Here is a 23,993-nt window from a genome sequence, read left to right as displayed (position 1 = left end):
TGCGTGAACGCCGAAGCTGCTGTGGCCAGATCGGTTTCACCCGCGTCGGCCAGTGTGGCCTCGCTGGTGTCCCGCCCCGGTTCGAACATGTGTCCCCTATCGCAGAGGGGTACGACAAGAATTGTTGTCGGACTCGGAGGGGTGTGGACAGAGATCTCGACGCTCTCGGCGGCAGCGGCTTCGAGGCTCGTCGACTTCGAGACGCTCCATGTCAGCGACCAGCTCCTCAGTCAGGAAAACCGTCGAGCACCGCGCGCGACGCCGACAACCCCAGTCGGCTCGCGCCCGCCTCGATGAGTTCTTCGGCGAAGTCGGCCGTGCGAATGCCGCCGCTGGCCTTGACTCCGACGGTGTCGCCGACGGCGTCGCGCATCAGCCGGACGGCCTCGACGGTGGCGCCGCCAGCGGGGTGAAAGCCGGTCGAGGTCTTCACATATGACGCCCCGGCGGTCGCCGCGCGGAGGCACACCTGGGTGACGGCGTCGGGGCCGACGCGGTCGAGCAGCACCGCCGACTCGATGATCACCTTGAGCAATGGACCGTCGCCGATCGCCTCGCGCACGGTGAGGATGTCGCTGAAGACCTCGTCGTAGTTGCCGGCGACCGCGGCACCGACGTCGATCACCATGTCGATCTCCTCGGCACCGGTGTCGACTGCGAGACGCGCCTCCGACGCCTTGACCAGCGAGTGATGCTTCCCGGACGGAAAGCCCGCGACCACGCACAGCTTCTGGGCACCACTGTCGACGGGCAGCATCGACGGCGACAGGCAAACGGCGTAAACACCCAGATCGGCCGCCTCGGCAAGGGTCGCCTCGACGTCGGCGCGGGTGGCCTCCGGCTTGAGCAGGGTGTGGTCGATGATCGCGGCGACGTCACCACGTCGTAGGTCGGTTTTGGTCACAACGTCGAGCTTGGCACACTGAACTGCGTGTCCCCATCTGCCTCGTCCGACGACCGCTATGTGCTGACCCTCGGATGCCCGGACCGCACCGGCATCGTGGCGCGAATCTCGACCTTCCTCGCCGACATCGGCGGCTGGATCACCGAGGCGGCTTACCACTCGGACGCCGAGACGGGCTGGTTCTTCACCCGGCAGGCTGTTCGCGCCGACTCCACCGACCTCGACGCCGACGCGGTTCGCGAGCGGTTCGCCGCCGAGGTCGCCGACGAGCTCGGCGCCGACACGGACTGGAAGCTGACCGACACCGGGCATCGCAAATCGGTGGTGCTGCTCGTCAGCAAGGAAAGCCACTGCCTGTCTGACCTCTTGGGTCGCTCCTACCGCGGCGAGTTGCCCGCCACGATCGACGCGGTGATCGGCAACCACCGCGACCTCCAGGAACTGCCCGAGCGATTCGGCATCCCCTTCCACCACGTCCCGTTCGCCGCCGACCGCAAGGCCGACGCGTTCGCCGAGGTCGGTCGCATCGTCGATGGCTATTCGCCCGACGCCATCGTTCTCGCCCGCTTCATGCAGATCCTGCCGCCGCAGCTGTGCGACGCCTGGGCAGGCCGCGCGATCAACATCCACCACAGCTTCTTGCCGAGTTTCGTTGGGGCACGGCCCTATCACCAGGCTTTCGCCCGCGGCGTGAAGCTCATCGGCGCCACCTGCCATTACGTGACCGCCGACCTCGACGCCGGACCGATCATCGAGCAGGATGTCATCCGCGTCGATCACGGCGACGGCGTCTCCGACATGGTGCGTCAGGGTCGTGACATCGAAACCCTGGTTCTCTCAAGGGGATTGCGCTGGCACCTCGAAGATCGCGTCCTGGTGCACGGACGCAAGACCGTGGTGTTCAACTGAGGACCACGACCTCGGCATCCGAACTCTTCGAATTGCCTGACCCTTTCCTCGGATTTGCCCTGCGCGACGATCGTGGAGGCGGGAAGAGTTGAGCCGTCCAGAACGGTCCGCGTCAGCTGTCTCCGAGGGCATATTGCCCTCGGAGACACCTCAGGAAGACCGTTTCGGACACAAAAGCTGCGGCGAGCCGGTGAGGCCACAGGAACACGTCGACCACCCCGGTCGGTTGTCTGTACGCCTGAGCCCGGCCACGTGCACTGTGCATTTAACTGGGCTCCCAGGTACAGATTGCCGCAGTTCAGGGGGCCGAAAGCAGTACTTTCGGATCAGAAGTCAGAAGCCTCCGAAGTCACCGCCCCCGAAATCCCCACCGCCGAAGTCACTTCCGAAGTCGCCGCCACCGAAGTCGCCGGGATCGCCGCCGCTGGGATCACCACCGCCCATGTCTCCCCCGTCGAACGCACTCGCGTCCGATCCATCACCGGCGCCGTTCTCGAAAGCCGTTGCGTCGTAATTGACTCCGGCCATTCCGGCGAACAGCGTCGAGAACAGGAGCATCGAGCCGACGCCCCAGGCGCCGGCCACCAGTGCGGGTTTCCACCACGGTTCGGAGTACCAGCCTGCGGGCACGGGGCGTCCGGCAACCCGACCGCCCGGATAGTAGTTCGGCGTGCGCGACGACGGAGTGGGCGACGCCTCCACCTCGCGGCCCTCGAATTCGACGGACCGGTCCTCGGTCACCGCGCCCGCGCTCTTCTGACCGTCGAGCTCCGGGATGGGCGGACCGGGATCCATGTTCATCGCGGTTCGCGCCGCGCGGATGTAGTAGAGCCCCTCGATGGCCGTCTGCTTGGCCAGACGCGCCTGCGCGGGCGTCGCGGCCTGGTCGATCTGCGACCCCGCAGCAGTGTGCCGTTCCGCGGCGTCGGCGAGCGCCGCCTTGGACGCGGGCGAATCCCCCACCAGCAGGTAGACCTGACCACCGAGACGCTCGATGGCCTGTCGGGCGTCGGCCTTGGCGTCGTCGAGCGCTTCGGCACGGCTGGTGCCCGACCGATTCTGCGCGACGACGACCACCGCGACCACGATCAGAACAACGACGATGATCAGGATGAGGGTCGGCATCGAAACTCCAGGGTTGACGGCGGTCGGACCCGATCAGGCGGGCCGACGGCCCGACAAACCGGACAGCTCCAGCGTACCGACGAACCGAGCGACGTCAGACGATCGAGCAGTCCACCGACTCGCTGGAATTCGCCATCATCGTCTTCTCGAACCGAACGTCCTTGCCGTTCAGCGCGAAATCGACACCGGTCGCGGTCACCTTGAGGTTGGTCATGGTGACCTCGTTGAAGAATGACCCGAACATCTGCGGAGTCACCTGGTCGATGATCTGCTGGGCGAAGTTCGGCGGGATCGCGATGCTGCTCAGGATCGGGATGTCGGCGGTCACCTTGACGGCCTGGAAGGTCACCTTGCCGTCGGTCAGGATCGGTTTGATGACGGTGATCACCGGGATCATCATGAACAGCGCCGGGAAGTTCGACACCACCTCGATGGTCTGGTCGGCCGGGTTGCCGGTGATCTTCTCGATGCCACCGGCCATGCCGGTGGGCTGACCGTTCGGATCGGTGCCGTTCCCCTGCTCCTTGCCCGCCGCGACCACGCGATCGAAGGTGACCGCTCCGGTGGCATCGAGGCTGCCGAACCGTACCGCGTCCGAACCGTCGTTGGTGATGTTCTCGGCCCGACCGTCGAGCGCGATGCCGTTGATGTTCATCCGCCCGTCGACGCTGCCGATGTCACCGCCGGACGTCGCGACGTTCTCGACACGGGCATCGATGAGCTCGCCGTTGTCGCCACTGCCGTGGAGCTCGGCCCACGGCGCCTTGCCGCTGATCCACTGCAACACGATCGGCTTCTTGCTCAACGACACCTCGACGGGGAATCCCGACGACTTGCTGATGGAGTCCGACACACAGTTCGTCAGTCGATTCCGCAAATACAGTTCGCTACCGACGCCGGCGATGACCAGTACGAGCACCACCGCAACCACGGAGGCGATGACAATCTGCGTCACGCTGCGCTTCTTCCTGCCGGGTGCCGACCGAACCGCGCGCGACCCTCCTGCCGGAGTGACGGCCGGTTGCGGACCGGACGCCGGCGGGATCGGTCCGAAGTCATCGGCCGGGTTGGCGCCGGTCTCGAACTGGGCGGTACTCGAGCCGACGGCTGGAGAGCCCGCCACGCTGGAGTAGGCGCGTGGAGAGGGCGCTGTCGACGCCCTCTCGAACTGTTCCGTCGCGGGGGAATCGTCGTTGCGCATGGAGGGCCCGATCGTCGTCCCGGCCCCCGACGTGGTTTCCGCAGACGTGGTGTCCGCAGGAGTGTCCGCAGTGGGCTGCTCGGTGGTCGGCGCGTCGTGTTCGCCGCCGGACCCGGGCGATGCCGGTTCGGCGGGCGACGGTCGATCGGTGTTGTCGTCAGTCATGGATTCCGTCCTCGGTGGGTGGGCTTCACGCCCGCCCGTCGGGGTTCTCGGTGTCAATGCGATGGGGTGTCAACGCGGTGGGAAGGTGAATCTCGTTGGCGAGAACGGCCAATTGCTTGCGGGCCTTCTCCACCAGGGCCAGGTCGAGCTCATGAACGTCGAGCTTGACGCTCTCGTCGTACGCGGCGACCACCGTACCGAAGGGATCTGTGATTTGGCTGTGCCCTATTCCGGTGGGTGCACCGGAGTCGGCCACGTCGGGATCGGCAGGTACCGCCTGTCCGACACCCACCACGAATGACGTCGAATCCAGCGCCCTAGCCGTTACCAGAACCTCCCATTGGTGACGCTTTCCCGGGCCCGCACCCCATGATGTCGGCACGACGATGACGTCGGCGCCCAGACGCGCGAGCCCGCTGAACAACCCCGGAAATCTCACGTCGTAGCAGGTGGCAACGCCGACCGTCGTGCCGCCGACGTCGAAGGTCACCGGTGTCGTGCCAGGTGCGACCGTCCGCGACTCCTGGAAGCCGAAGGCGTCGTAGAGATGGAGCTTGTCGTAGCCGACCCGGGTGCCGTCGGGCTGCGCGATCAGCAGCGTGTTGTAGACCCGACCGTCGTCGGCGGGGGTGAACATGCCGGCCACCGCGGTGATCCCGGACTCGACGGCGGCTGCCACCACGGCGTCGGCCCACGGCCCGTCGATCGGCTGGGCGATCGGTTTCAGCGGCACCCCGAACCGGCACATCGCGGCTTCGGGGAAGACCACCAGGTCGGCGCCCTGCGCGGCCGCGTCGCGAATCCCGGCAACCACCGTCGACAAGTTTGCCGCCGGGTCGTCGTCGGAACTGATCTGGGCCATCGCCACACGCATACCGGCCACCCTAACGGGAGCGCAGTGGGGCAACCAGACTCCAAGGAACCGACAGGATGTTGTCGACGGACCGGCCACGCGGGACCACGCAGTCGACGCCACGCTGTCTGAGCAGCCCCAGCGCCGCCCGCCACCGGGCTCGCGGCCCGTAGGGCGCGTGCGGTGCCGCGATGTCCCAGCACTGGTCGGCGACGGTGAGCAGCCGGTGGATCGGCTCGCCCGGCACATTGCGGTGAATGAGGGCCTTGGGGAGGCGTTCGGCCATCTCCGACGGGCGGTCGGTGTGCTCGGGCGCCCAGCTCAGCGTCAGGCTGACCGGACCGTCGGCGTCGAGCAGTACCCAGGCACAGCGTCGGCCGATCTCGTCGCACGTGCCCTCGACGATGACACCGGTCGGGGCAAGTGCGGCCCGCATCTGCGTCCACGCCGCCGCGACCTCGTCTTCGTCGTACTGACGCAGGACGTTGAACGCGCGGACGACGTCGGGCCGCAGACCGGCCAGTTCGAATCCGCCGACGGCAAAACGGACACCGTCGCGGGATTCGACAACCCGCTCCGGATCGATCTCCAACCCCACGACCTGAACCGTGGGTGCGACGGTCCGCAGACGGGAAGCCATCTCGAGGGTGGTGTCGGGACGCGCGCCGTAGCCGAGGTCGACGACGAGTGGCGTCGACCTCGACAGCGCAGCCAGGACTCGCGGTTCGTGCGCCATCCACCGGTCGACGCGCCGCAGGCGATTGATGTTGGTGGTGCCGCGGGTGATTCTGCCGTGATGCGGCGAGTTCGGGCCTGTTCGGGACCCGCCCGACGTCACAAGTTCTTGTCGATCCAGTCCTTGGCGTACTCCGCCTCGGCCCGGAACAGGTCGACGAGGTTCACCAGCATCATCTGCTCGAGCTTGGCGTTGACGAACGGGATGAAGACCTTGACCTCGGTGGTCTTGCGGATCGTGCAGCCGGTGTCGGTGGGGAACAGCTCCTGCCAACCGTTGAGGCTGCCCGGTCCGGCCGGGATCGACGCGTTGTAGGTGCCCTTGGTGTTGTCCGGGTCGTACGGACCGAAGGACTCCTCACGGGTGATGACCATGTCCTTCATCAACACCGTCTGCGCCAGCGCCGGGAGCTGGTCGCGTCCGATCGTCTGCTTCAGAGTTGCGCGCAGCCCGGTCTCGTCGGACGTGAAGGATGCGACCTCGCAGTGCGGGGAGATCATCTGGAACCCCGCCATCATGTCGTCCCAATACTGGCGGGTGCTCTGCGCCTGATAGAGCTTCTCCGCAGGGTGCTTGTAACGTGCGGAATAGCTGAGCCGTCGTGCCATAGGCACCAGGCTACGTCAGGCGATTCTCCTGCTCCCAATCGACGGTGTGCCCGTGTTCGGCGTCAAGCAAGTCGATCAATTGACCGATAACCGACTTCTCGATCTTCCCGCCGAGCAGCGGAATGCTCACGGCGACGTCGGCGGTGTAGTCGGTTCGGGCCGGATCGCCCGTGGTCACGACCGTCCCGCGGATCTTCACCGGCGCGCCGTCGACGGTCGCACTGATCTCACCGTCGACCTTGTCACCCACCAACCGATAGGTGTTGCGACGCGGGATCTCCATGTCGCCGGGCTTGATCTTGGTAACGCTCGACGGCAGCTTGTCGGCCGGCACACCCTGATGCATCTCGACCACCACCGTGTCGCCGTCGAGGGTGAAGGAGTCGACCCGGCCGTGGCTGGAATTGATGCGCGCGACCAGGTCGTGCCAGTACTGCTCGGTGGACACGATCTCCCACAACCGCTGCGTGGAAAAGGGATAGGAGACCGAATGCTGCAGCTTGCTCGACATGGGCGCAACGCTACCCGGTTGGACGCGACCGGGTGACCGAGCACGTCCAACAGCAACCGATGACCCAGACCACTACCGAGGACGCAGACAGCTACCGTTGGGGCGTGACCGACATCCGCCACGCCGCCCCGCTGGCCGACCTGACCACTCTGCGTCTCGGCGGTCCCGCCCGCGACCTGGTCCGCTGTCCGGACACACGCGGCGTCGTGGAGACCGTCATCGACCTCGACCGGCAGGCCGAACCCGTCCTGATCATCGGCGGCGGCTCCAACCTCGTCATCGCCGACGAGGGGTTCGACGGCACCGCCGTGGTGATCGGCAGCGAGAAGATCGAATTCGGCACCGGCCGTGAATCCGGCCGCAGCCACGTGACCGCCGACGCCGGCGTGACCTGGGACGACCTTGTGGCAGCCACGCTCGATGCCGGGTTCGGCGGGCTGGAATGCCTGTCGGGCATCCCCGGCGCGGCTGGTGCGACACCGGTACAGAATGTCGGGGCCTACGGCGTCGAGGTGTCGGATGTGTTGCGCGAGGTGCAGGTGCTCGACCGCCGCTCGGGCGGACTCCGCTGGGTTGCGCCAGCCGAACTCGGACTGGGCTACCGGACCAGCAATCTGAAGCATCGTGACGACTTCGTCGTCGTCGCAGTCTCGTTCTGGCTCAACGAGAATCGACTCAGCCAGCCCATCCGCTACCGCGAACTGTCGACGCTGCTCGGGGTCGAGCCCGGCGAACGGGTCGACGCCGCTGCGGCACGCGAGCAGGTGGTCGGGCTGCGGCGCGCCAAGGGCATGGTCCTCGACGCCGACGACCACGACACCTGGAGTGCCGGTTCGTTTTTCACCAATCCCATCCTCGACGCCGAGGAGGCAGCAAAGGCCGTGCGTCGGATCACCGAGGTGCTCGGCGCCGACATCAGCGTGCCGTCGTACCCGGCCGACGCAGCGGACTCCTCGGTCGGCATCAAGCTCTCGGCCGGCTGGCTCATCGAGCGGGCCGGCTTCGCCCGCGGCTACCCGGGACCCGACTCCCCGGTGCGCTTGTCCACGAAACACACTCTGGCACTGACCAATCGGGGCGACGCCACCACCGACGAACTCCTTGCCCTCGCACGCGACGTCCGCGACGGGGTCCACGACGCCTTCGGCGTGACGTTGCGCCCGGAACCCGTGCTGGTCAACTGCGAGCTGTAGCGCCGCCACCTACCCGCCGGCTCCCTTCAGATCAGACCTCGACCCGCTGCTTCCCCACGTCCGCGAGGATCTCACCCAGCAGCTCGTTGAACCGCTCGGCGGCCTCGATGCTCGACATGTGCCCGACACCGTCGTAGACCACGAGGTCGCGTAGGTTTCCGTTGCGCCGCAACACCTCTGCCATCTGTTCGGCATGCGCGGGCGGGGTCAGCCGGTCGTCGGTGCCGACGATGACCGTGGTCGGGACCGAGAGCGCCTCCAACCCGGCGGTCACGTCGAGCTTGCCCATCGCGGCACCCCATCCGGCCCGGGACCGCGGAGGGCAGGCGCCGATCATCTCGTCCACGAAGTCCACATGCGACTTGCGTGCGTTGGGGCCCAGGGCGATGTAGTGCGACAGCCGACCACCGTAGGGGGTCTTCGGAATCGGCACCGGCGTCGAGGTGAACAGTTTGCCCACGGTCGCCTCGAACGGCCGTGTGTAGCGCGGCAGGTTCACCGGGACGAGCGCGTGATTCTGGAGCACGGCCTTGGCGGCGGTCGAGGTCAGCGCGACCCCGGACACGCGGTCGGCGACCCGGTCGGGGAACTGGGCCGCCCACGACATGATGGTCATGCCGCCCATGCTGTGTCCGACCAGAACCGCTCGTCGACCCTCGGGGACCACCGCGTCGAGCACCGCGTCGAGGTCCTCACCCAGCATCGCGACGGTCGGCCGCCGCCGACCACGCTCACTGGTGCCGTGTCCACGCTGATCGTAGGCAACCACGGTCCGATCCCCGGCCAACGCGTTGATCTGCGGGTACCAATACGCGGTGTTGCAGGTCCAGCCGTGCACCATCACGAGGACGTCGTGGTCGTGATCGTCGATCGACGGGCCATGCACCTCGACGTTGAGCCGCGTGCGGTCCGCGGTGTGCACCAACGGACGCGTCGGTGAGGTGCTGGGCGCCCTGAGCAGGTCGTCGGGACCGTCGTCGACAGCCGGTTCCGCGCGAAAGGCATCGCGTGCGATGCCGGCGAAGATGGTGCCCACACCGAGTCCGACAACACCCGCGCCGAGCGCCGCACCAACAACCGCGGCCGTTGAACTCTTCTTCACCGCACACTCCCTACTCACGTCCGGCGTCGCTGCCCACGTGCATCGGCCTCCAATGTACCAATGCTCATTGTCGTATGCGATGGGCTGCTGGGCGTCCGTCGACGAGGTTGCCATCGCGCTCGGTTTCCGAGCGCGATGGCAACCTCAAGGCCGGTCCGGCTCTGCGGGGGTTTCCTGGGCAGCATCGAAGTAGGTCGCGGCCTCGCCGATCGCCTTCGAGATCTGCTCGTCGAGCGCCTTGCGGAAGGTGGTCTCGACGATCTCGTGGGCCATCGGCCGCACCGTCTGGATCAGTTCGGCCATTCTGCTGACGCCGGCCTCACCGAGGTCGGGCAGGTTCTCGTCGAAGTACCGGTCGGTGATGATGGAGACAAAGCTCTGTGCGACGTCTTCGAGGTCGCCCTGGACGCGCACCCAGCGGTCGAGCAGTACGTCGATGTCGATGCCGCTCTTCACCAGCACCTCGGCGCCCTCGAGCAGTTCCGGGTTCTTGATCGCATAGTGCGCGCCGTCCTTGGCGAGCAAGCCGAGTTTCTGGCTGAGTGCGATCGACCGGTCGCTCGCGTTGAGGGTCTTGCGTAACTCGGTGATGGTGATCGTCGCAGCGCGCTTGAAGTTGCGGAACCGCCCGGTCTTCGGGGTTCCGCGGAGCACTTGCTCCACGCGCATCCCATGGTGAGCGGCGTGCAGGAGTTCGCTGATCGTCGCGAACGTGTAGCCGCGTTCGAGCATCCGTGAGATCAGATTGAGCCGGACGAGGTGTTCGTCGGAGTACCAGCCGACCCGACCCCGAATGATCGGTGCGGGCAGCAATCCTCGGTCCTGGTAGACGCGGATGTTGCGGACGCTCACGCCCGACGCCTCGGCCAGTTCGTTGATCCGATACTCGGCCACGACGTCAGCGCCTCTCTGCAGCGGTGATCACGCCTTCTTGAACCACGACTTGCCTTGGATCGCGTCGACTCGCGGTCGCACGTCGACGATGTACACGAGCATGGCGACAACGCCGACCAGGTACAGCAGCGACGGCGCCTGGAAGAACCAGATGAACAGCGTCGCACCGGCCAGCAATGCCACCCAGATGACCTTCGACTGCCGATCGACCGCGGGGAAGGCATCTTTGCGCTGGATCGCTGCGTGAATGAGGGCGATCAACGACGCCACACCCGCGACGACGGTCAACGCCCACAGGATCAGGTTCTGTCCGGCGGACATGACTGAGAAGAAATCCACGCCATCACTGTAGTAGCCCCGACGAATCGACCGCCGATTGTGACTCGGCAAGCCGCCCCGGGGTCGCGACGATGTCAGCCGGCGGTGCGCCCGCCCGCTTTCTTGGCCGGCGCCTTCTTCCCTGCCACTTTCTTGGCTGCGGTGTTCTTCGCTGCGGTCTTCTTCGCGGCAGCCTTCTTCGCTGCAGCCTTCTTCGCGGGCGCCTTCACCGACTCGGCCTTCTTCGCAGCTGCCTTCCTGGCGGGGGCCTTCTTTGCCGGAGCTTTCTTTGCAGGCGCCTTCTTTGCCGGAGCTTGCTTTGCTGCCGCCTTCTTCGCAGGCGCCTTCTGTGCAGGTGCGGCCTTCGTCGCCGCCGGCTTCGTCGGAGCTGCCTTCTTCGCTGGGGTCTTCTTCGCGACCGCCTTCTTGGCGGGAGCCTTCTTGGCGGGAGCCTTCTTGGCGGGACTCTTCTGTGCGGGAGAGCTCGACGACCCACCCGTCAGTTTCGCGGCGCGCTCTCCGACCAGACGCGTCTGCGCCGACACCACTCCCAATGCGTCCTCGGTGAGCCCGACGGCGTCGCTGTACACCTTCTCCAGCTTCGGCAGATTCGCCTCGACCACCGGCTGCGACTTCAGCTTCTCGACAACCTCTTCGCTGCGCTCCGACAACGACGTCAACAACCCGGCCGCAACCGCCAGATACGCCTCGGCGACCTTGCGCAACTCGTCCGACGAAAACCGCGTCCGCAACTCCTCCAGTTCCGGCGGCACCTCGATCGGCAACGACGACAACTTGGTCTTGGCCTCATCGAACAACGCCAACGCCGTCGCGAGCGCATCGTCGATCCGGGCCTGAGCATCGTCCCGAGACCCGGTGATCTTCGCCTGGGTGTTTTCGACAGTCTCAGCAAGCTTCGACTGGGTGTTTTCAACCTTCTCGGTCAGCTTCGCCTGCGTGGTCTCCACTGTCTCGACCAACTTGGCCTGCGTGGTCTCAACAGTCTCAGCAAGCTTCGACTGGGTACTTCCGACAGTCTCAGCAAGCTTCGACTGGGCTTGCTCGCCGGCCGCCTCACCACGCTCGCGCGCTTCCGCGAGCAGAGCGGACACCTGGGCGACGGCGGTCGCCAACGGATTGTCGGTCATATCGGTAGCTCCTTGCAGGGTGGAGATTGCGACAGGGAAAGGACGTTCGTGTTCAGGAGATCACGAGTTGCCGTCTGCTGCGTTCTCCTTTCGGAAAGAGTCGTAGATCTCCAACAACATCTGCTTCTGCCGCTCGTTGATCGAGTCGTCGGCGATCAACGCGTCGCGCACCGGACTCGCCGGACGTTCCTCGAGAATCCCCGCCCGCACGTAGAGGACCTCGGCAGAAACGCGCAGCCCCTTGGCGATTTGAGCGAGCACGTCCGCCGACGGCTTACGAAGTCCGCGCTCGATCTGACTCAGATACGGATTGCTCACCCCGGCACGTTCGGCGAGCTGACGCAGTGACACCTCCGCCGCCACACGCTGCGAACGGATGAACGCACCGATGTCCTGAGCCGCATTGGCCACTGCCTCAACCGCATTCGACGCGCCGTCGTCGTCGGTGGCATCGGCCCCGTCTGCAGTCACCCCGTCTGCAGTCACCCCGGCTGCAGTCACCCCGGCTGGGTCCGGCTGGGGTGCAGGCTCCTCGGGCTGCTCCGCGTGCATCGTGTTCCCATCGTCGTCGATCACCTGTCCTGCCAAGTATCGACCTCGCGTGCTAGCAGAAGCAAGCAGAGCGCTAACCCGCGAGGAGAGGACGAGACGCCTGCTCGCATGGCACCCGCGACAACCGGAGCCGAGTTGGAGAACGAGAGTGCTGCAGCACTCGCGTTCTCCAACTCAACTCGATTCCTGGCCGGCGCGAAATGCTTGGATCAATGGAAGATCAGCACCGACACCGTATAGATCGCGAGTCCTGCCAACGAACCGACCACCGTGCCGTTGATCCGGATGAACTGCAGATCCCGTCCGACCTGCAACTCGATCTTGCGGCTCGTGTCGTCGGCATCCCACCCGCGGACGGTCTCGGTGATCACCGAGATGATCTCCTGCGAATAGTTCGCAGCGACGTGATGGGCCACCCGGGCCACCCATCCATTCATCTTCTCCTGCAGCGGACGGTCGTCGCGAATCCGGACCGCCAGCCGAATAATGGAGTCCGACAACGTGTTTCGCAACGTACTGTTGGGGTCGGCCAGCATCTGCTCGATCACGGCCTTGCCCGTCTTCCACGCGGTCGACGCGGCTCCGGTCACCTCGTCGCGCCCCACGAGCTCCTGCTTGATGCCTTCGAACTTCGCGATCATGTCCGGGTCGTGCTGCAGATCCTGGGAGAACTGCTCGACGAACTCGTGCATCGACCGACGAAGCTCGTGATTGGGGTCGGTGCGGACCTTGTAGGTGAAGTCGACGAGTTCGCGGTAGATCTTGTCGCCGACGAAGTTGTTGACGAACTTCGGTGTCCACGACGGACCGTCCTTGTCGACCACGCGGTCGATGAGGTCCTGGCTGCCCAGCGCCCACTCGTGCGCGCGGTCGCACAGCAACTGGAACACCGGGTCCAGACGATCCTCGGCGATCAGTTGCTCCAGGATGCGACCGGTCGGCGGCGCCCACTCCGGCTCGGCAGCCCACTTCAGCGCCGCCTGGATGAGCTGTTCGACGTCCTCGTCGCGCAGCATCTCCGACGCCAGCTGGATCAGCCGCGCGGCCTCGTCGGACACCCGGGGGGCGTTGCGCGGATCGGCGAGCCACGTCGACAGACGACGCGGCAGGTCCAGCTGTTCGGCGCGGTGGACCACCACCTCCGGCGTCATGAAGTTGTCTTCGATGAACTCGCCGAGCTGGTCGCCGATGTCGTCCTTCTTCTTGCGGATCAATGCGGTGTGCGGAATCGGCAGGCCCAACGGATGCCGGAACAGCGCGGTCACCGCAAACCAGTCGGCGAGGGCGCCGACCATGCCGGCCTCGGCCGCGGCCCGCACATACCCGACCCACGCGGCCACGTCCGCGCCGTCGCGGTGTTCGAGGTAGCGGGCGAACAGGTAGACGATCGCCGCGAACACGAGGAAGCTGGTCGCGACCACCTTCATCTTGCGTAGGTCTCGACGCCGGCGAGCGTCGCCGGCACCATCACCGGCAAAGCCGGGTGCCGATCGCGGTGCCGGCCTCCCGGGTTCGTCCCGCACTTCCGGGACCACTGTGGAAGACATGAATCCAGTCTTACCCGTCGCGGCGAGCCTGCACATGCTCCGACGCCGTCGAACAGGCCGGTTCGAGACCTTCATCGCGTACCTCGGTGAATGCGACGTCAATTACGCTTGCCCCATGAAGCCCACCCGTCCCAAACCCGCGGCGGCCGCGCGCGCCGCGCTGACGGCGGCGGCCAGTGTCACCCGGGGCCTCGAGCAAGCGCTGCTGAGCACCGTCAGCGAGAACGGGACCAAACCCGACGGACGACGCCAGCGCTGGGAGAAGCACAAGCAGGCCCGACGATCCGAACTGACCGACGGCGTCATCGACGCGGTCCGTGAGCTCGGGCCGGACGTCGGGATGGACGAGATCGCCGGCCACATCGGCGTCTCCAAGACAGTCCTGTACCGCTATTTCGCCGACAAGAGCGATCTGGGCGTGGCGACGACCGTCCGGTTCTTCGAGACCGTGCTCCTACCGCGTCTGATCGAGGCCATTCACGACGACGTCGACGAGTACACGCTGACCCGCACCGTCATCGCCGTCTATGTCCACGCTGTCGCCGACGAACCGAACCTGTACAAGTTCGCGCTGGCGAGTTCACCGACCTCGTCGCCGGCTCCCGCCGAATCCGAGAAGTTGGTCGCGCAGTTGCTGTCGGCGACCATCGTCATGCGGATGACCGAGCGAGCTGCCGACACCGACGGTGCCGTGGTCTGGTCGAATGTGCTGGTCGGCGGCATCCAGCGCGTCGTCGACTGGTGGATGGCGGATCGCACGATGGACGTCGAGGCCGTCATCGACTACCTGACGATGATGGCGTGGAGCGCAATCGTCGGGATCGCGGCGGTCAATGGTTCGCGGGAAGAGTTCGTCGCATCTCCCCCGCCGCTGCCCGACCCACCGATCGGCGAGACGCCGGACACCGAAGCGAGGAGGCAGGCGTGAGTCCAGTGGCATTGGTTACGGGTGCCAGCCGCGGCGTCGGCCACGGAGTCGCACGCGCTCTGATCGCCGACGGTTGGACCACCTACGTCACCTCCCGCAAGGGCGCGGGACCCGACGGTGCCATCGCCGTGGGCTGCGACCACACCGACGACGACGCGGTCGCCGAGGTCTTCGGCCGGATCGCCGCCGACCACGGCCGCCTGGATCTGCTGGTGAACAACGCCTGGGCGGCCCCGCGCGGTTTCGGCGGATTCTCCGACCGGTTCTGGGAGCGCCCGGTGAACGACTGGGACACGCTGATCGGGGTCGGCCTGCGCGCGCACTACGTCGCGTCGGTGCACGCGGCGGCGATGATGACCGCCGCCGGTTCCGGCCTCATCGCCAATATCTCGTCGTTCGGTTCCCGCGGACACCTGCACTCGGTGCTGTACGGCATGAGCAAGAGCGCCTTGGACAAGATGGCCTACGACATGGGGACCGAACTCGCCGGCACCGGCGTCACCGCAGTGTCGTTGTGGCTCGGCCTGATTCGCACCGAGCTGCTGCTGTCGCTCGGGGTGGACGAGTTCGCCGGCTTCTCACTGGACCGTGCCGAGGATCCCGAGTTCGTCGGCCGCGTCATCGCCGCGCTCGCACGCGATCCGCAACTGTGCGGATACAACGGCCACACCCTGGTGACCGCCGAACTCGGAGCCGGCTACGGCATCGTCAACAACGACGGGACGCCACCGGACTCCCATCGCGCGGCGTTCGGTGGTGGGCCGATGTTCCCGCCGACGGCGTCTTCCTCAACACCCGCTGGTCATCACGCTGGTCGATCTCGACACGACTCCTCGCTCCGCTCGGTGTCGGCTCGATCCGGCGGAGCCGCCACCGAGCCCCTGGGCGAGGCGGCGAGTCGAGACCACATCACTGGAGAAGAGGTCCAATGAGCAAGAACCACAACAAGACCGGTTGGTCGACGCCCGCGTCGGAGGCGCTGCGGGTCAGCTCGCTCGGCCCGATCGCCTCCTTCGACCCGGAGTCGACGCCGGGTTTCACCGGCGACAAGACTCTTGGCGAGCAACTCCTCGTCGAACGTGGTGAAGTCCTCGCCGACCTGCAGGAATTGTTGTACGCCAATGGACGATCCGGTGACAATCGGTCGGTGCTGCTCGTTCTGCAGGGCATGGACACGGCAGGCAAGGGCGGCATCGTGCGCCACGTGGGTGGCCTCCTCGACCCGCAGGGTCTGGTCATCCGCGGCTTCGGCAAACCCACCCCGGAGGAACTCGAACACGACTTCTTGTGGCGGATCCACAAGGCGTTGCCACCGGCGGGCCGGATCGGCATCTTCGACCGCTCGCACTACGAGGACGTCCTGCCTGTGCGTGTGCACAACCTTGTGCCGCAAGCGGAATGGGAGAAGCGCTACGAGATGATCAACCAGTTCGAGCGGGATCTCGTGGAGACGGGCACCACCGTGATCAAGTGCTGTCTCGTGGTGAGCAAGGACGAACAGAAGGTGCGGCTGACCGAGAGACTCAATCGCCCCGACAAGTACTGGAAGTACAACCCGGGCGACATCGACGAACGAGGCTTCTGGGACCAGTACCTGCAGGCGTATCAGGCGATTTTCGACCTGACCGACAACGACTCCGCCCCTTGGCATCTCATCCCGGCGAACAAGAAGTGGTTTGCACGGCTCGCCGTGTGCGAACTCCTCGTCGGTGCACTCCAGGGACTCGATCTCGATTGGCCCAAAGCCGATTTCGACGTCGAGACCGAACGCAAGCGGGTTGCCGCGCTCGACTGAGTGGCAGCGCAGAGGTGGTGGACGCCGGCAACATCACGATCGTCGTAGCCCGAAGTGCGCGATCAGCCCGACCACCAGCGCCCAGAACGCGGCACCGATCCCGCCGAAGGTGACGCCCGCGGCCGCCGTGACAAATGTGAGGGCCGCGGGGATCCGGTACTCGACGTGACCCAGCGCTCCGAGCAGTGCGTTCGCGAAGGTCATCAACAGCGCCAGTCCGGCCACCGCCTCCAGCAGTCCGGCCGGCGCGATGGTGGCTATCGTGACCAGCGTTCCCGACAGCACCGCCAGGACGAGGTAGCTGATTCCGCCCGACACGCCCGCGATCCATCGCCTCGACCGATCGGCGCCCGCTTCCTCCCCGGCGGCCAACGCGGCCGACAGGGCGGCGAGGTTGTTGGCATGTCCACCGAAGGGCGCACTGACGAGGGTGGTTGCTCCGGTCACGAGCATCGCTGCCCGCCAGGGCGTTTCGTACCCGAAGGACTTCAGTACGGCCACCCCGGGCACGTTCTGGGACGCCATGGTGACGATGTACAACGGCACCGCGATCCCTACGATCGCCGAAAGATCGAACGACGGTGTGGTCCATGCCAGTTGGGGCCACCACGATGTCTGACCGGCGTCGTCGTACCCATGAATCAGCAAGTAGACGGCAATCACGAGGAGTGCGGTCGCCAGAGTCAGCGGCAACGCCCACCGCGGCACCCATCGGGTCGCGGCGAGCCACACCAGAAGTATCGGTATGGTCAGAACAGGCTCCAGCACAAGAGATTTCATCGGAGCGAGGCACAACGTGAGGAGCACACCGGCGAGCATCGCCTGGGCGATCGGCGTGGGGATGCGACCGATCAACTCGCCGAGCGCCGGAACCAGGCCAGTGGCCACGATCAGCAATCCGACGACGACGAACGCTCCCACTGCCGCCGACCAGCCGCCGTGATACGACGCCCCCATCGACGCGAGCATCGCCGCTCCGGGAGTCGACCACGCCAGGGTGATCGGCCGGCGATAGACCACGCACAGCAGGGCCGTCCCGATCCCGAAGGTCACAGTGAGGGCGAGCAGCCCGGATGCCGCCTCGACCGGATCTGCTCCGACTGCCCGCAGACCGGCCACCACGACGGCGAACGATGAGGTGAAGCCGACGAGCGCGGTGACCACACCCGCGACGATGGGTTCGCTGAGCGACGAAGGCGTGGATGTGGTCATGCGGTCAGCATAGGGTGCGTCGGCACCGAAGCCGAAAGGCAACGGCCCCCGCGGTGAACACCGCAGGGGCCGTTGGCTTCTGAAGTTGTGAGTCTTACTTGGCCGGGGTCTTACTTGGCCGGGGCCTTCTTGGCGGGAGCCTTCTTGGCCGGTGCCTTCTTCGCAGCCGCGATCTTCTTCGCGGGCGAGGCGTTGGCGGTACGGCCCTTGGCCTCGACGGTTCCGGCGGCGCCGCTGATCTCCTCGGCGACATCGTCGGCCTCGGACTTCAGGGTTGCACCGGCTTCCTCGATGGCGACTGCGGCGTCTTCGACCTTGCCGCTCACGCGGCCGGCGATCTTGGCAGCACGGTCACCGACGAGACGAGTCTGGCTCGAGACAACGCCCAGCGCGTCCTCGGTGAGGTCGACGGCGTCGTTGTAGGCCTTCTCCGCGCGGGTCAGGTTCTCCTGCACCACGGGGCGGGTGCGCAACTTCTCGACGGCTGCCTCGCCACGCTCGGCGAGCGAGTTGTAGAACTCGGTTGCCTTGTCCACGTAGGGATCTGCGTACTTGCGCAGCTCATCGACGGTCAGCTTGGCGCGGAACTCCTCGACGGTCGCGGGAACCTCTTCTGGGAGGCCCTCGACGCGGGTCTTGGTCTCCTCGAACCGGGCCTGCGCAGTCTCGGGCAGCGCGGTGAAACGGGTCTTGGCCTCTTCGTAGCGGGCTTCGAGACGCGCCTGAGCGGTCTCGGCGGCCGACTCGGTGCGTTCACGCAGGTCGGTCAGCGCTTCGGTCACCTGCTGGTAGGCGTAATCGCCTGCACCAACGGCAGCATAGAGGGGGTTTGCGTAGGTACGCTCTGCGGTGGTCATTGGTGGACTCCTTTGATTATGGTCACCAATCACGCTGCGGCAGTGGCAGTCTCGTCACACTCCGGCGTCAATGCCGGGGAAGGGAGATTGCCATCGTCAGGGGGGTGAACCCGCGGCGCTCTCGGTATTGGTGCTTCCACTACCCAGTATCCACGCCGCGCTAGCAAATGCAAGCAATCTGCTAGCAGTGTGGTGTAGCTCACGGCATCGAAGGCGTATCAGTACTGGTAGAAGCCCCGACCGGCCTTTTTGCCCAGCCGCCCGGCCTCGACCATGCGAAGCAATACCGGCGGCGGCGAGTACAGGGGCTCTTTGAATTCTTCGTACATCTTGTCGGCGATCGCCTTCACCGTGTCGAGGCCGACCAGGTCGGCGAGCTTGAGCGGCCCCATCGGATGGGCACAGCCGAGCACCATCGCCTTGTCGATGTCCTCGACTGTCGCAAATCCGCTCTCCACCATGCGAATCGCCGACAGCAGATATGGCACGAGCAATGCGTTGACGACGAAACCCGATCGGTCTGCCGATCGCACCACCTGTTTGCCCAGCACGTCGTGGGCAAAGGCCTCGGCACGATCGCCGACCTCGGGGGCGGTGGCGAGCGTCGTGACCAGTTCGACGAGCGGGAGGACCGGCACCGGGTTGAAGAAGTGCAACCCGACGACGCGTCCGGCATCTTGAGTTGCCATGCCCAGCTTCATGATCGGGATCGACGACGTGTTGGAGGCGAGTACCGCCTCCGGGTCGGTGACGACCTTGTCGAGTTGCGCGAACAGCTCTGCCTTGACGTCCTCGTCTTCGACGACGGCCTCGCACACGAGTTGACGGTCGGCGAACTCGCCGAGATCCGAGGTGAATCGGAGTCGCAGCGCAGCCTGCTCGCGCTCCCGTTCGGTGAGTTTGCCGCTCGAGACTCCCCTGTCGAGCGAGCGCAGCACCCGCGTCCGTCCGGCCGCGGCGAGCTCACGAGTGGATTCGAAGACCAGCACGTCGGTGTTCGCACGCGCGCAGACCTCGGCGATCCCCGCACCCATCTGCCCCGCACCGACCACACCCACCCGCGTGATCCCGTGACTAACCACCAGGAACTCCTAACAGCAACCAAAGACCAAACGCAACAACTGATCTCGCAAGTACATGGGTAACTCCCCGGGTACGAACAAAGCCCTCAACAAACCGACAGGCGGCCCGCAACGGTAGTCGCGGGCCGCCTGACTGGTTCGCAAGAGCCCCGGAGAGGCGGACTAGTCCGCAGCGCAAGCCGCGAGCCGCCTGACTAGTTCGCCAAAATCCCGGAGAGGCGGAATGGAGGCGGTCCAGTTCTAGTGGAACTGGCCTTCTTCGGTGGAGCCCTTCAGAGCTGCAGTCGAGGTGTTGGGGTCCACGGTGGTGGCGATGCTGTCGAAGTAGCCGGCGCCGACCTCACGCTGGTGCTTGACGGCGGTGAAGCCACGCTCTTCGGCGGCCTTGAACTCGCGGTTCTGCAGGTCGACGAACGCGCTCATCTGCTCGCGTGCGTAACCGTAGGCGAGGTCGAACATGCCGTAGTTGAGCGAGTGGAAGCCGGCCAGGGTGATGAACTGGAAGGTGAAGCCCATGGCGCCGAGCTCGTTCTGGAACTTGGCGATGGTGCTGTCGTCGAGGTGCTTGCTCCAGTTGAAGGACGGGCTGCAGTTGTAGGACAGCAGCTGGTCCGGGAACTCGGACTTGACGGCCTCGGCGAACTTGCGGGCGAGCTCGAGATCGGGGGTGCCGGTCTCCATCCAGATCATGTCGGCGTACGGAGCGTATGACTTCGCACGCGCGATGCACGGCTCGATGCCGTTCTTGACGTTGTAGTAGCCCTCGGCGGTGCGCTCACCGGTGATGAACGGCTTGTCGCGCTCGTCCACATCGGAGGTGATGAGGGTGGCGGCCTCGGCGTCGGTGCGCGCGATGACGACGGTGGGGACACCGGCGACGTCGGCGGCCAAGCGGGCCGAGTTCAGGGTGCGGACGTGCTGCTGGGTCGGGATGAGCACCTTGCCACCGAGGTGGCCGCACTTCTTCTCCGACGCGAGCTGATCTTCCCAGTGGGTACCGGCGGCACCCGCGGCGATCATGGCCTTCTGCAGTTCGTAGACGTTGAGGGCGCCACCGAAGCCGGCTTCACCGTCGGCGACGATCGGCACGAGCCAGTTGTCGACGGAGTCGTCACCCTCGACGCGCGAGATCTCGTCGGCGCGCAGGAGCGCGTTGTTGATGCGACGCACCACGTTCGGGACCGAGTTGGCCGGGTAGAGCGACTGGTCGGGGTAGGTGTGGCCGGAGAGGTTGGCGTCACCGGCGACCTGCCAGCCCGAGAGGTAGACGGCCTTGAGGCCTGCACGGACCTGCTGGACGGCCTGGTTACCGGTCAGCGCGCCGAGCGCGTTGATGTAGCTGCCGTCCTTCTGGTTCACGCCTTCCCACAGGATCTCGGCGCCACGGCGGGCGAGGGTGTTCTCCTCGACGACCGAACCCTGGAGCTGCGCCACCTGCTCGGCGGTGTAGTCACGCTTGACGTTGTCCCAGCGCGGGTTGCTGTCCCAGTCCTGCTGGATCTCCGCGGCGGTGCGGGGCTTTCCGACGTTGCTCATTGCCTACTTCGCTTTCGTTGTCCTGCTCCTCCCGACCGGTTCGGTCGGGACGACCCGGCGGGGCCGCCGGGTATCGGCTGACAGACATCCGACGGCGCGCTCGGGTCCGCGAGCCTTTCGGCTCAGGTGACTCAAAGCCGAACATTTGCGAAACCGACGGCATCCCTCGGTGGTGCCTGCACCTAGGGTGCCATAGGACAAACCTGCAGGTCCAATCGCTTTAGGATGCAAAAGTGGGCAAGTTTTTGACGCCGGTTTGCAAAGTTTGCAAATCTTGAGGTGTGAAGACATGGGCCCCGGACGCCAAAAAGTACGCGCGTACTGCGTTTTTCGCGATCGCGAAGCTACCCGCGAGTACCCATCGGCGTGCGGGACACCTGGACACCGCGTCGTCCATCGGGAGGTTGGTGTGAGCATTTTCACAAGGGCGACGGTATGTCCGTCGGCCCGAGTTCCCGACGATCACCGGTCGGAGTTGGTCACCTTCTGCAGCGCCTTGCCGAAGAGGTCGACAAAGCCGGCGTCGGAGAGGGGCGCGAGGCCCGGCGTCGGCGGGTTGGTTGCGCGGGATGCCTCGCCCGCGACGGTCAACTGCACGGTCACCTCTCCGGAGGACGCACGGTTGAGCAACGCGTACCCGGCGAAGCCGATCTGGGTGCGGACCCCGCGGTCGGGCAACGTGGTGGTGACCGTGGAGCGGACAAGCACGGCACGTTCACCCGAACGCAGACCACCGTCGATCGGCGGCACGGGCAGCGCGGTGTACTCGGTGACTATGCGGGTTCCCGCCAGGTTGCCCTTGGTGATGGTCGTCTCGGTCCGGGCACATCGCCCCGAGGTCGCAAAGAGATCGGCACCCAGGTCGCGCCGCTGCGTCGTCACGAGCTCCACCAGCCCCGTGTTGAGTCGACGAGCTGCCAGGACCGCCGAGTTGTCGGCGCGCAGTTGGTCGTTCAGCGTGGCGTCGGCCGTCGGCCGGCAGAAATCGGGCGCGAATCGCGCCGTCTTGGCGTCGTCGAAGGCAACGCGATTGCTCGCGGCCAGATCGGCAACCGAGAGCGGCGTGACCACAAAACCCGGAGGAAGATCCGACGGCGCGAGGAGCAGATCGGCCGGCGCCAATCGCCGGTCCGGCACATCGGCCGTCCGGCCGCAGCCGGCAACGACGACGAGAACAATCACGCACAGAAGGATCCGCACAATCGTCGTCCCCCTGAGCACCCGCACGCCGTCACCGTACCCTGAGAACACACCCGTATTTCGAGGGCAGGCACGATGACCAGGACCTACGTCGGATCACGGCTCCGACAGCTCCGCTCCGAACGGGGGCTGTCGCAGGTCGCCCTCGCCCAGGCGCTGTCCATATCACCGTCGTACCTCAATCAGATCGAACACGACGCTCGCCCCCTCACCGCCAAGGTGCTCACCAAGATCACCGACGCCTTCGGCGTCGACGCGGGCTTCTTCGATTCCCAGGACGACGTTCGGCTCGTCGCCGAACTCCGCGAGGTTCTGCTCGACGACGACGTCGAAGCAGCATCAGGCACGCTCGACGCCCACGAGATCAGTTCGCTCGTCACGGCCCACCCGGAGATGGCGCAGGCAATGGTCAACCTGCACCGTCGTTACCGCGTGGCCACCGATCAGCTCGCCGCGGCCACCGACGAGCGCGGCGACCGCAGTATGCGTGGCACCATCACCGCGCCCCACGAGGAGGTTCGCGACTACTTCTCGCATCGCCGCAACTACATTCACGAACTCGACGTCGCCGCCGAGGACATGACCGCGCGCATGCGCATGCACTCGGCGGACATCCGACGCGAGATCACCAACCGGCTCGAGGCGCTCCACGGCGTCCGGATAGTGCGCCGCGTCGACCTCGGCGACTACACCCTGCACCGATACGACCCCGAAACCCGACGGCTCGAGTTCTCCGCCGCCTTGTCCGCCGGGCAGCGGACGTTCAAGCTCGCCACCGAACTCTGTTTGCTCGAGTACCGCGATCTCCTCGACCAGCTGATCGACGAGGGGAACTTCACCAGCGACGACGCCCGATCGCTCGCCATGCTCGGTCTGGCCAACTACTTCGCCGCCGCAGCCGTCCTGCCGTATACCCAATTCCACGGCGCTGCAGAGGATTTCCGATACGACATCGAGCGGCTCTCGGCTTTCTACGCGGTGTCCTATGAAACGATCTGCCATCGACTCTCGACCCTTCAGCGGCCGAACCTTCGCGGTATTCCGTGGTCGTTCGTCCGCGTCGACCGTGCCGGGAACATGTCGAAACGACAGTCCGCCACCGGCTTTCACTTCTCGTCGAGCGGTGGCACCTGCCCGCTGTGGAACGTGTACGAGACCTTCGCGTCGCCCGGAAAGATCTCCACGCAGGTCGCCGAGATGCCCGACGGTCGTAACTACCTGTGGGTGGCGCGCACCGTCGAGCGACGCGCTGCGCGATACGGGCAGTCCGGCAAGACCTTCGCCATCGGCCTCGGATGCGAGCTGCGCCATGCCGGACGCGTCGTCTACTCCGACGGCCTCGAGATCGGGCCGCAGGCTCGGGTGACCCCGATCGGTGCCGGTTGTCGCGTGTGCGAACGGCTGAAGTGTCCGCAGCGCGCCTTTCCTGCGCTGGGCGCACCCCTGCGGGTCCAGGAGCACCGCAGCACCGTGTCGCCGTACATGAACACCGAGATGGAGTGACGTACATCACAATCCCGTAACGGTCGCCCGACTCAGTCGCGTGTCCCGGACGGTTGACCAACAGATCGTCCTAGCCTCCGAGATGTGCGGAAATCGCGGGGATTTCCCACGTCA

General features: G+C 66.0%; 24 protein-coding genes. 6 read left to right on the top strand and 18 right to left on the bottom strand.

Annotated elements, in window-relative coordinates; translation table 11 throughout:
• Window positions 1-226 precede the first annotated feature (226 nt).
• Window positions 227-904, bottom strand: coding sequence for a deoxyribose-phosphate aldolase (deoC, locus tag ABZW74_RS09565; RefSeq protein WP_240859717.1), 678 nt, complete (start codon window positions 902-904; stop codon window positions 227-229).
• 27 nt (window positions 905-931) lie between these two features.
• On the opposite strand from deoC, the gene purU reads away from it, so the two are divergent.
• Entirely contained in the window at window positions 932-1,813 is an 882-nt protein-coding gene (gene purU, locus ABZW74_RS09560; protein WP_240859720.1) for a formyltetrahydrofolate deformylase, read from the top strand.
• A 333-nt stretch (window positions 1,814-2,146) separates the two neighbouring features.
• Here the strand turns inward: purU and ABZW74_RS09555 are convergent, their stop codons facing one another.
• From ABZW74_RS09555 to ABZW74_RS09530, 6 genes are all read right to left on the bottom strand, one after another.
• Window positions 2,147-2,938 (bottom strand): DUF1542 domain-containing protein, encoded by a 792-nt coding sequence (locus tag ABZW74_RS09555; RefSeq protein ID WP_240859722.1) that lies wholly within the window; start codon window positions 2,936-2,938, stop codon window positions 2,147-2,149.
• A gap of 94 nt (window positions 2,939-3,032) precedes the next feature.
• Window positions 3,033-4,304, bottom strand: a complete 1,272-nt coding sequence (locus ABZW74_RS09550) for a hypothetical protein (protein ID WP_355275844.1) — start codon at window positions 4,302-4,304, stop codon at window positions 3,033-3,035.
• Between the two features lie 25 nt (window positions 4,305-4,329).
• On the bottom strand, window positions 4,330-5,178 hold the full coding sequence (locus ABZW74_RS09545; protein WP_355275842.1) for a carbon-nitrogen hydrolase family protein: 849 nt from the start codon (window positions 5,176-5,178) through the stop codon (window positions 4,330-4,332).
• A gap of 10 nt (window positions 5,179-5,188) precedes the next feature.
• The gene (locus ABZW74_RS09540; protein ID WP_355275840.1) at window positions 5,189-5,893 is read right to left on the bottom strand and encodes a class I SAM-dependent methyltransferase; all 705 of its coding nucleotides are present in this window, start codon (window positions 5,891-5,893) and stop codon (window positions 5,189-5,191) included.
• A 98-nt stretch (window positions 5,894-5,991) separates the two neighbouring features.
• Window positions 5,992-6,501 carry a DUF2505 domain-containing protein gene (locus ABZW74_RS09535; protein WP_355275838.1) on the bottom strand — a complete coding sequence of 170 codons (510 nt, stop codon included), beginning with the start codon at window positions 6,499-6,501 and terminating at the stop codon, window positions 5,992-5,994.
• 10 nt (window positions 6,502-6,511) lie between these two features.
• Complete coding sequence (locus ABZW74_RS09530) at window positions 6,512-7,012, bottom strand: DUF2505 domain-containing protein (protein ID WP_240859729.1); 501 nt, start codon at window positions 7,010-7,012, stop codon at window positions 6,512-6,514.
• 104 nt (window positions 7,013-7,116) lie between these two features.
• Between ABZW74_RS09530 and ABZW74_RS09525 the strand changes: the two genes are divergently transcribed.
• A complete protein-coding gene (locus tag ABZW74_RS09525; RefSeq protein WP_355275851.1) occupies window positions 7,117-8,205 on the top strand; it encodes a UDP-N-acetylmuramate dehydrogenase in 1,089 nt (362 codons plus the stop codon).
• 31 nt (window positions 8,206-8,236) lie between these two features.
• On the opposite strand, the gene ABZW74_RS09520 is transcribed toward ABZW74_RS09525, so the two are convergent.
• The 6 genes from ABZW74_RS09520 to ABZW74_RS09495 all read right to left on the bottom strand — a co-directional run bounded on the left by ABZW74_RS09520 (window position 8,237) and on the right by ABZW74_RS09495 (window position 13,766).
• Window positions 8,237-9,307: an alpha/beta hydrolase gene (locus ABZW74_RS09520; RefSeq protein WP_355275836.1), complete on the bottom strand. Its 1,071-nt coding sequence runs from the start codon at window positions 9,305-9,307 to the stop codon at window positions 8,237-8,239.
• 144 nt (window positions 9,308-9,451) lie between these two features.
• Window positions 9,452-10,201 (bottom strand): MerR family transcriptional regulator, encoded by a 750-nt coding sequence (locus ABZW74_RS09515; RefSeq protein WP_240859732.1) that lies wholly within the window; start codon window positions 10,199-10,201, stop codon window positions 9,452-9,454.
• A gap of 27 nt (window positions 10,202-10,228) precedes the next feature.
• Window positions 10,229-10,540: a DUF2516 family protein gene (locus ABZW74_RS09510; protein ID WP_355275834.1), complete on the bottom strand. Its 312-nt coding sequence runs from the start codon at window positions 10,538-10,540 to the stop codon at window positions 10,229-10,231.
• A gap of 74 nt (window positions 10,541-10,614) precedes the next feature.
• The gene (locus ABZW74_RS09505) at window positions 10,615-11,667 is read right to left on the bottom strand and encodes a histone H1-like repetitive region-containing protein (RefSeq protein ID WP_355275832.1); all 1,053 of its coding nucleotides are present in this window, start codon (window positions 11,665-11,667) and stop codon (window positions 10,615-10,617) included.
• A 60-nt stretch (window positions 11,668-11,727) separates the two neighbouring features.
• The gene (locus tag ABZW74_RS09500; protein ID WP_355275830.1) at window positions 11,728-12,255 is read right to left on the bottom strand and encodes a helix-turn-helix transcriptional regulator; all 528 of its coding nucleotides are present in this window, start codon (window positions 12,253-12,255) and stop codon (window positions 11,728-11,730) included.
• A gap of 173 nt (window positions 12,256-12,428) precedes the next feature.
• Window positions 12,429-13,766, bottom strand: coding sequence for a DUF445 family protein (locus ABZW74_RS09495; RefSeq protein WP_240859736.1), 1,338 nt, complete (start codon window positions 13,764-13,766; stop codon window positions 12,429-12,431).
• Between the two features lie 115 nt (window positions 13,767-13,881).
• Here ABZW74_RS09495 and ABZW74_RS09490 point away from each other — a divergent pair, with 115 nt between their 5' ends.
• From ABZW74_RS09490 to ABZW74_RS09480, 3 genes are read left to right on the top strand one after another with little or no spacing between them, the layout of a single operon-like run.
• A complete protein-coding gene (locus ABZW74_RS09490) occupies window positions 13,882-14,694 on the top strand; it encodes a TetR/AcrR family transcriptional regulator (protein WP_240859737.1) in 813 nt (270 codons plus the stop codon).
• Complete coding sequence (locus ABZW74_RS09485; protein ID WP_355275827.1) at window positions 14,691-15,626, top strand: SDR family NAD(P)-dependent oxidoreductase; 936 nt, start codon at window positions 14,691-14,693, stop codon at window positions 15,624-15,626. Before ABZW74_RS09490 ends, ABZW74_RS09485 begins: the two co-directional genes overlap by 4 nt.
• A complete protein-coding gene (locus ABZW74_RS09480; protein ID WP_355275825.1) occupies window positions 15,623-16,489 on the top strand; it encodes a PPK2 family polyphosphate kinase in 867 nt (288 codons plus the stop codon). The genes ABZW74_RS09485 and ABZW74_RS09480 overlap by 4 nt, the downstream gene beginning before the upstream one ends.
• A gap of 33 nt (window positions 16,490-16,522) precedes the next feature.
• Here ABZW74_RS09480 and ABZW74_RS09475 read toward each other — a convergent pair whose 3' ends face one another.
• From ABZW74_RS09475 to ABZW74_RS09455, 5 genes are all read right to left on the bottom strand, one after another.
• Window positions 16,523-17,701, bottom strand: coding sequence for a benzoate/H(+) symporter BenE family transporter (locus ABZW74_RS09475; protein ID WP_355275823.1), 1,179 nt, complete (start codon window positions 17,699-17,701; stop codon window positions 16,523-16,525).
• 110 nt (window positions 17,702-17,811) lie between these two features.
• Window positions 17,812-18,558 carry a heparin-binding hemagglutinin gene (locus ABZW74_RS09470; protein WP_355275821.1) on the bottom strand — a complete coding sequence of 249 codons (747 nt, stop codon included), beginning with the start codon at window positions 18,556-18,558 and terminating at the stop codon, window positions 17,812-17,814.
• A 218-nt stretch (window positions 18,559-18,776) separates the two neighbouring features.
• On the bottom strand, window positions 18,777-19,640 hold the full coding sequence (locus ABZW74_RS09465) for a 3-hydroxybutyryl-CoA dehydrogenase (RefSeq protein WP_355275819.1): 864 nt from the start codon (window positions 19,638-19,640) through the stop codon (window positions 18,777-18,779).
• Window positions 19,641-19,880: 240 nt separating this feature from the next.
• A complete protein-coding gene (gene aceA, locus ABZW74_RS09460; protein ID WP_240859749.1) occupies window positions 19,881-21,176 on the bottom strand; it encodes an isocitrate lyase in 1,296 nt (431 codons plus the stop codon).
• Window positions 21,177-21,638: 462 nt separating this feature from the next.
• Window positions 21,639-22,358: a hypothetical protein gene (locus tag ABZW74_RS09455; RefSeq protein WP_240859751.1), complete on the bottom strand. Its 720-nt coding sequence runs from the start codon at window positions 22,356-22,358 to the stop codon at window positions 21,639-21,641.
• Between the two features lie 93 nt (window positions 22,359-22,451).
• Between ABZW74_RS09455 and ramB the strand changes: the two genes are divergently transcribed.
• Entirely contained in the window at window positions 22,452-23,879 is a 1,428-nt protein-coding gene (gene ramB / locus ABZW74_RS09450) for an acetate metabolism transcriptional regulator RamB (RefSeq protein ID WP_355275816.1), read from the top strand.
• Window positions 23,880-23,993: the final 114 nt, after the last annotated feature.

Origin of the sequence: Gordonia sp. NPDC003585 (assembly GCF_040610755.1) — a bacterium.
Lineage (GTDB): Bacteria > Actinomycetota > Actinomycetes > Mycobacteriales > Mycobacteriaceae > Gordonia.
This window is presented reverse-complemented; position numbering and strand designations above follow the sequence as displayed.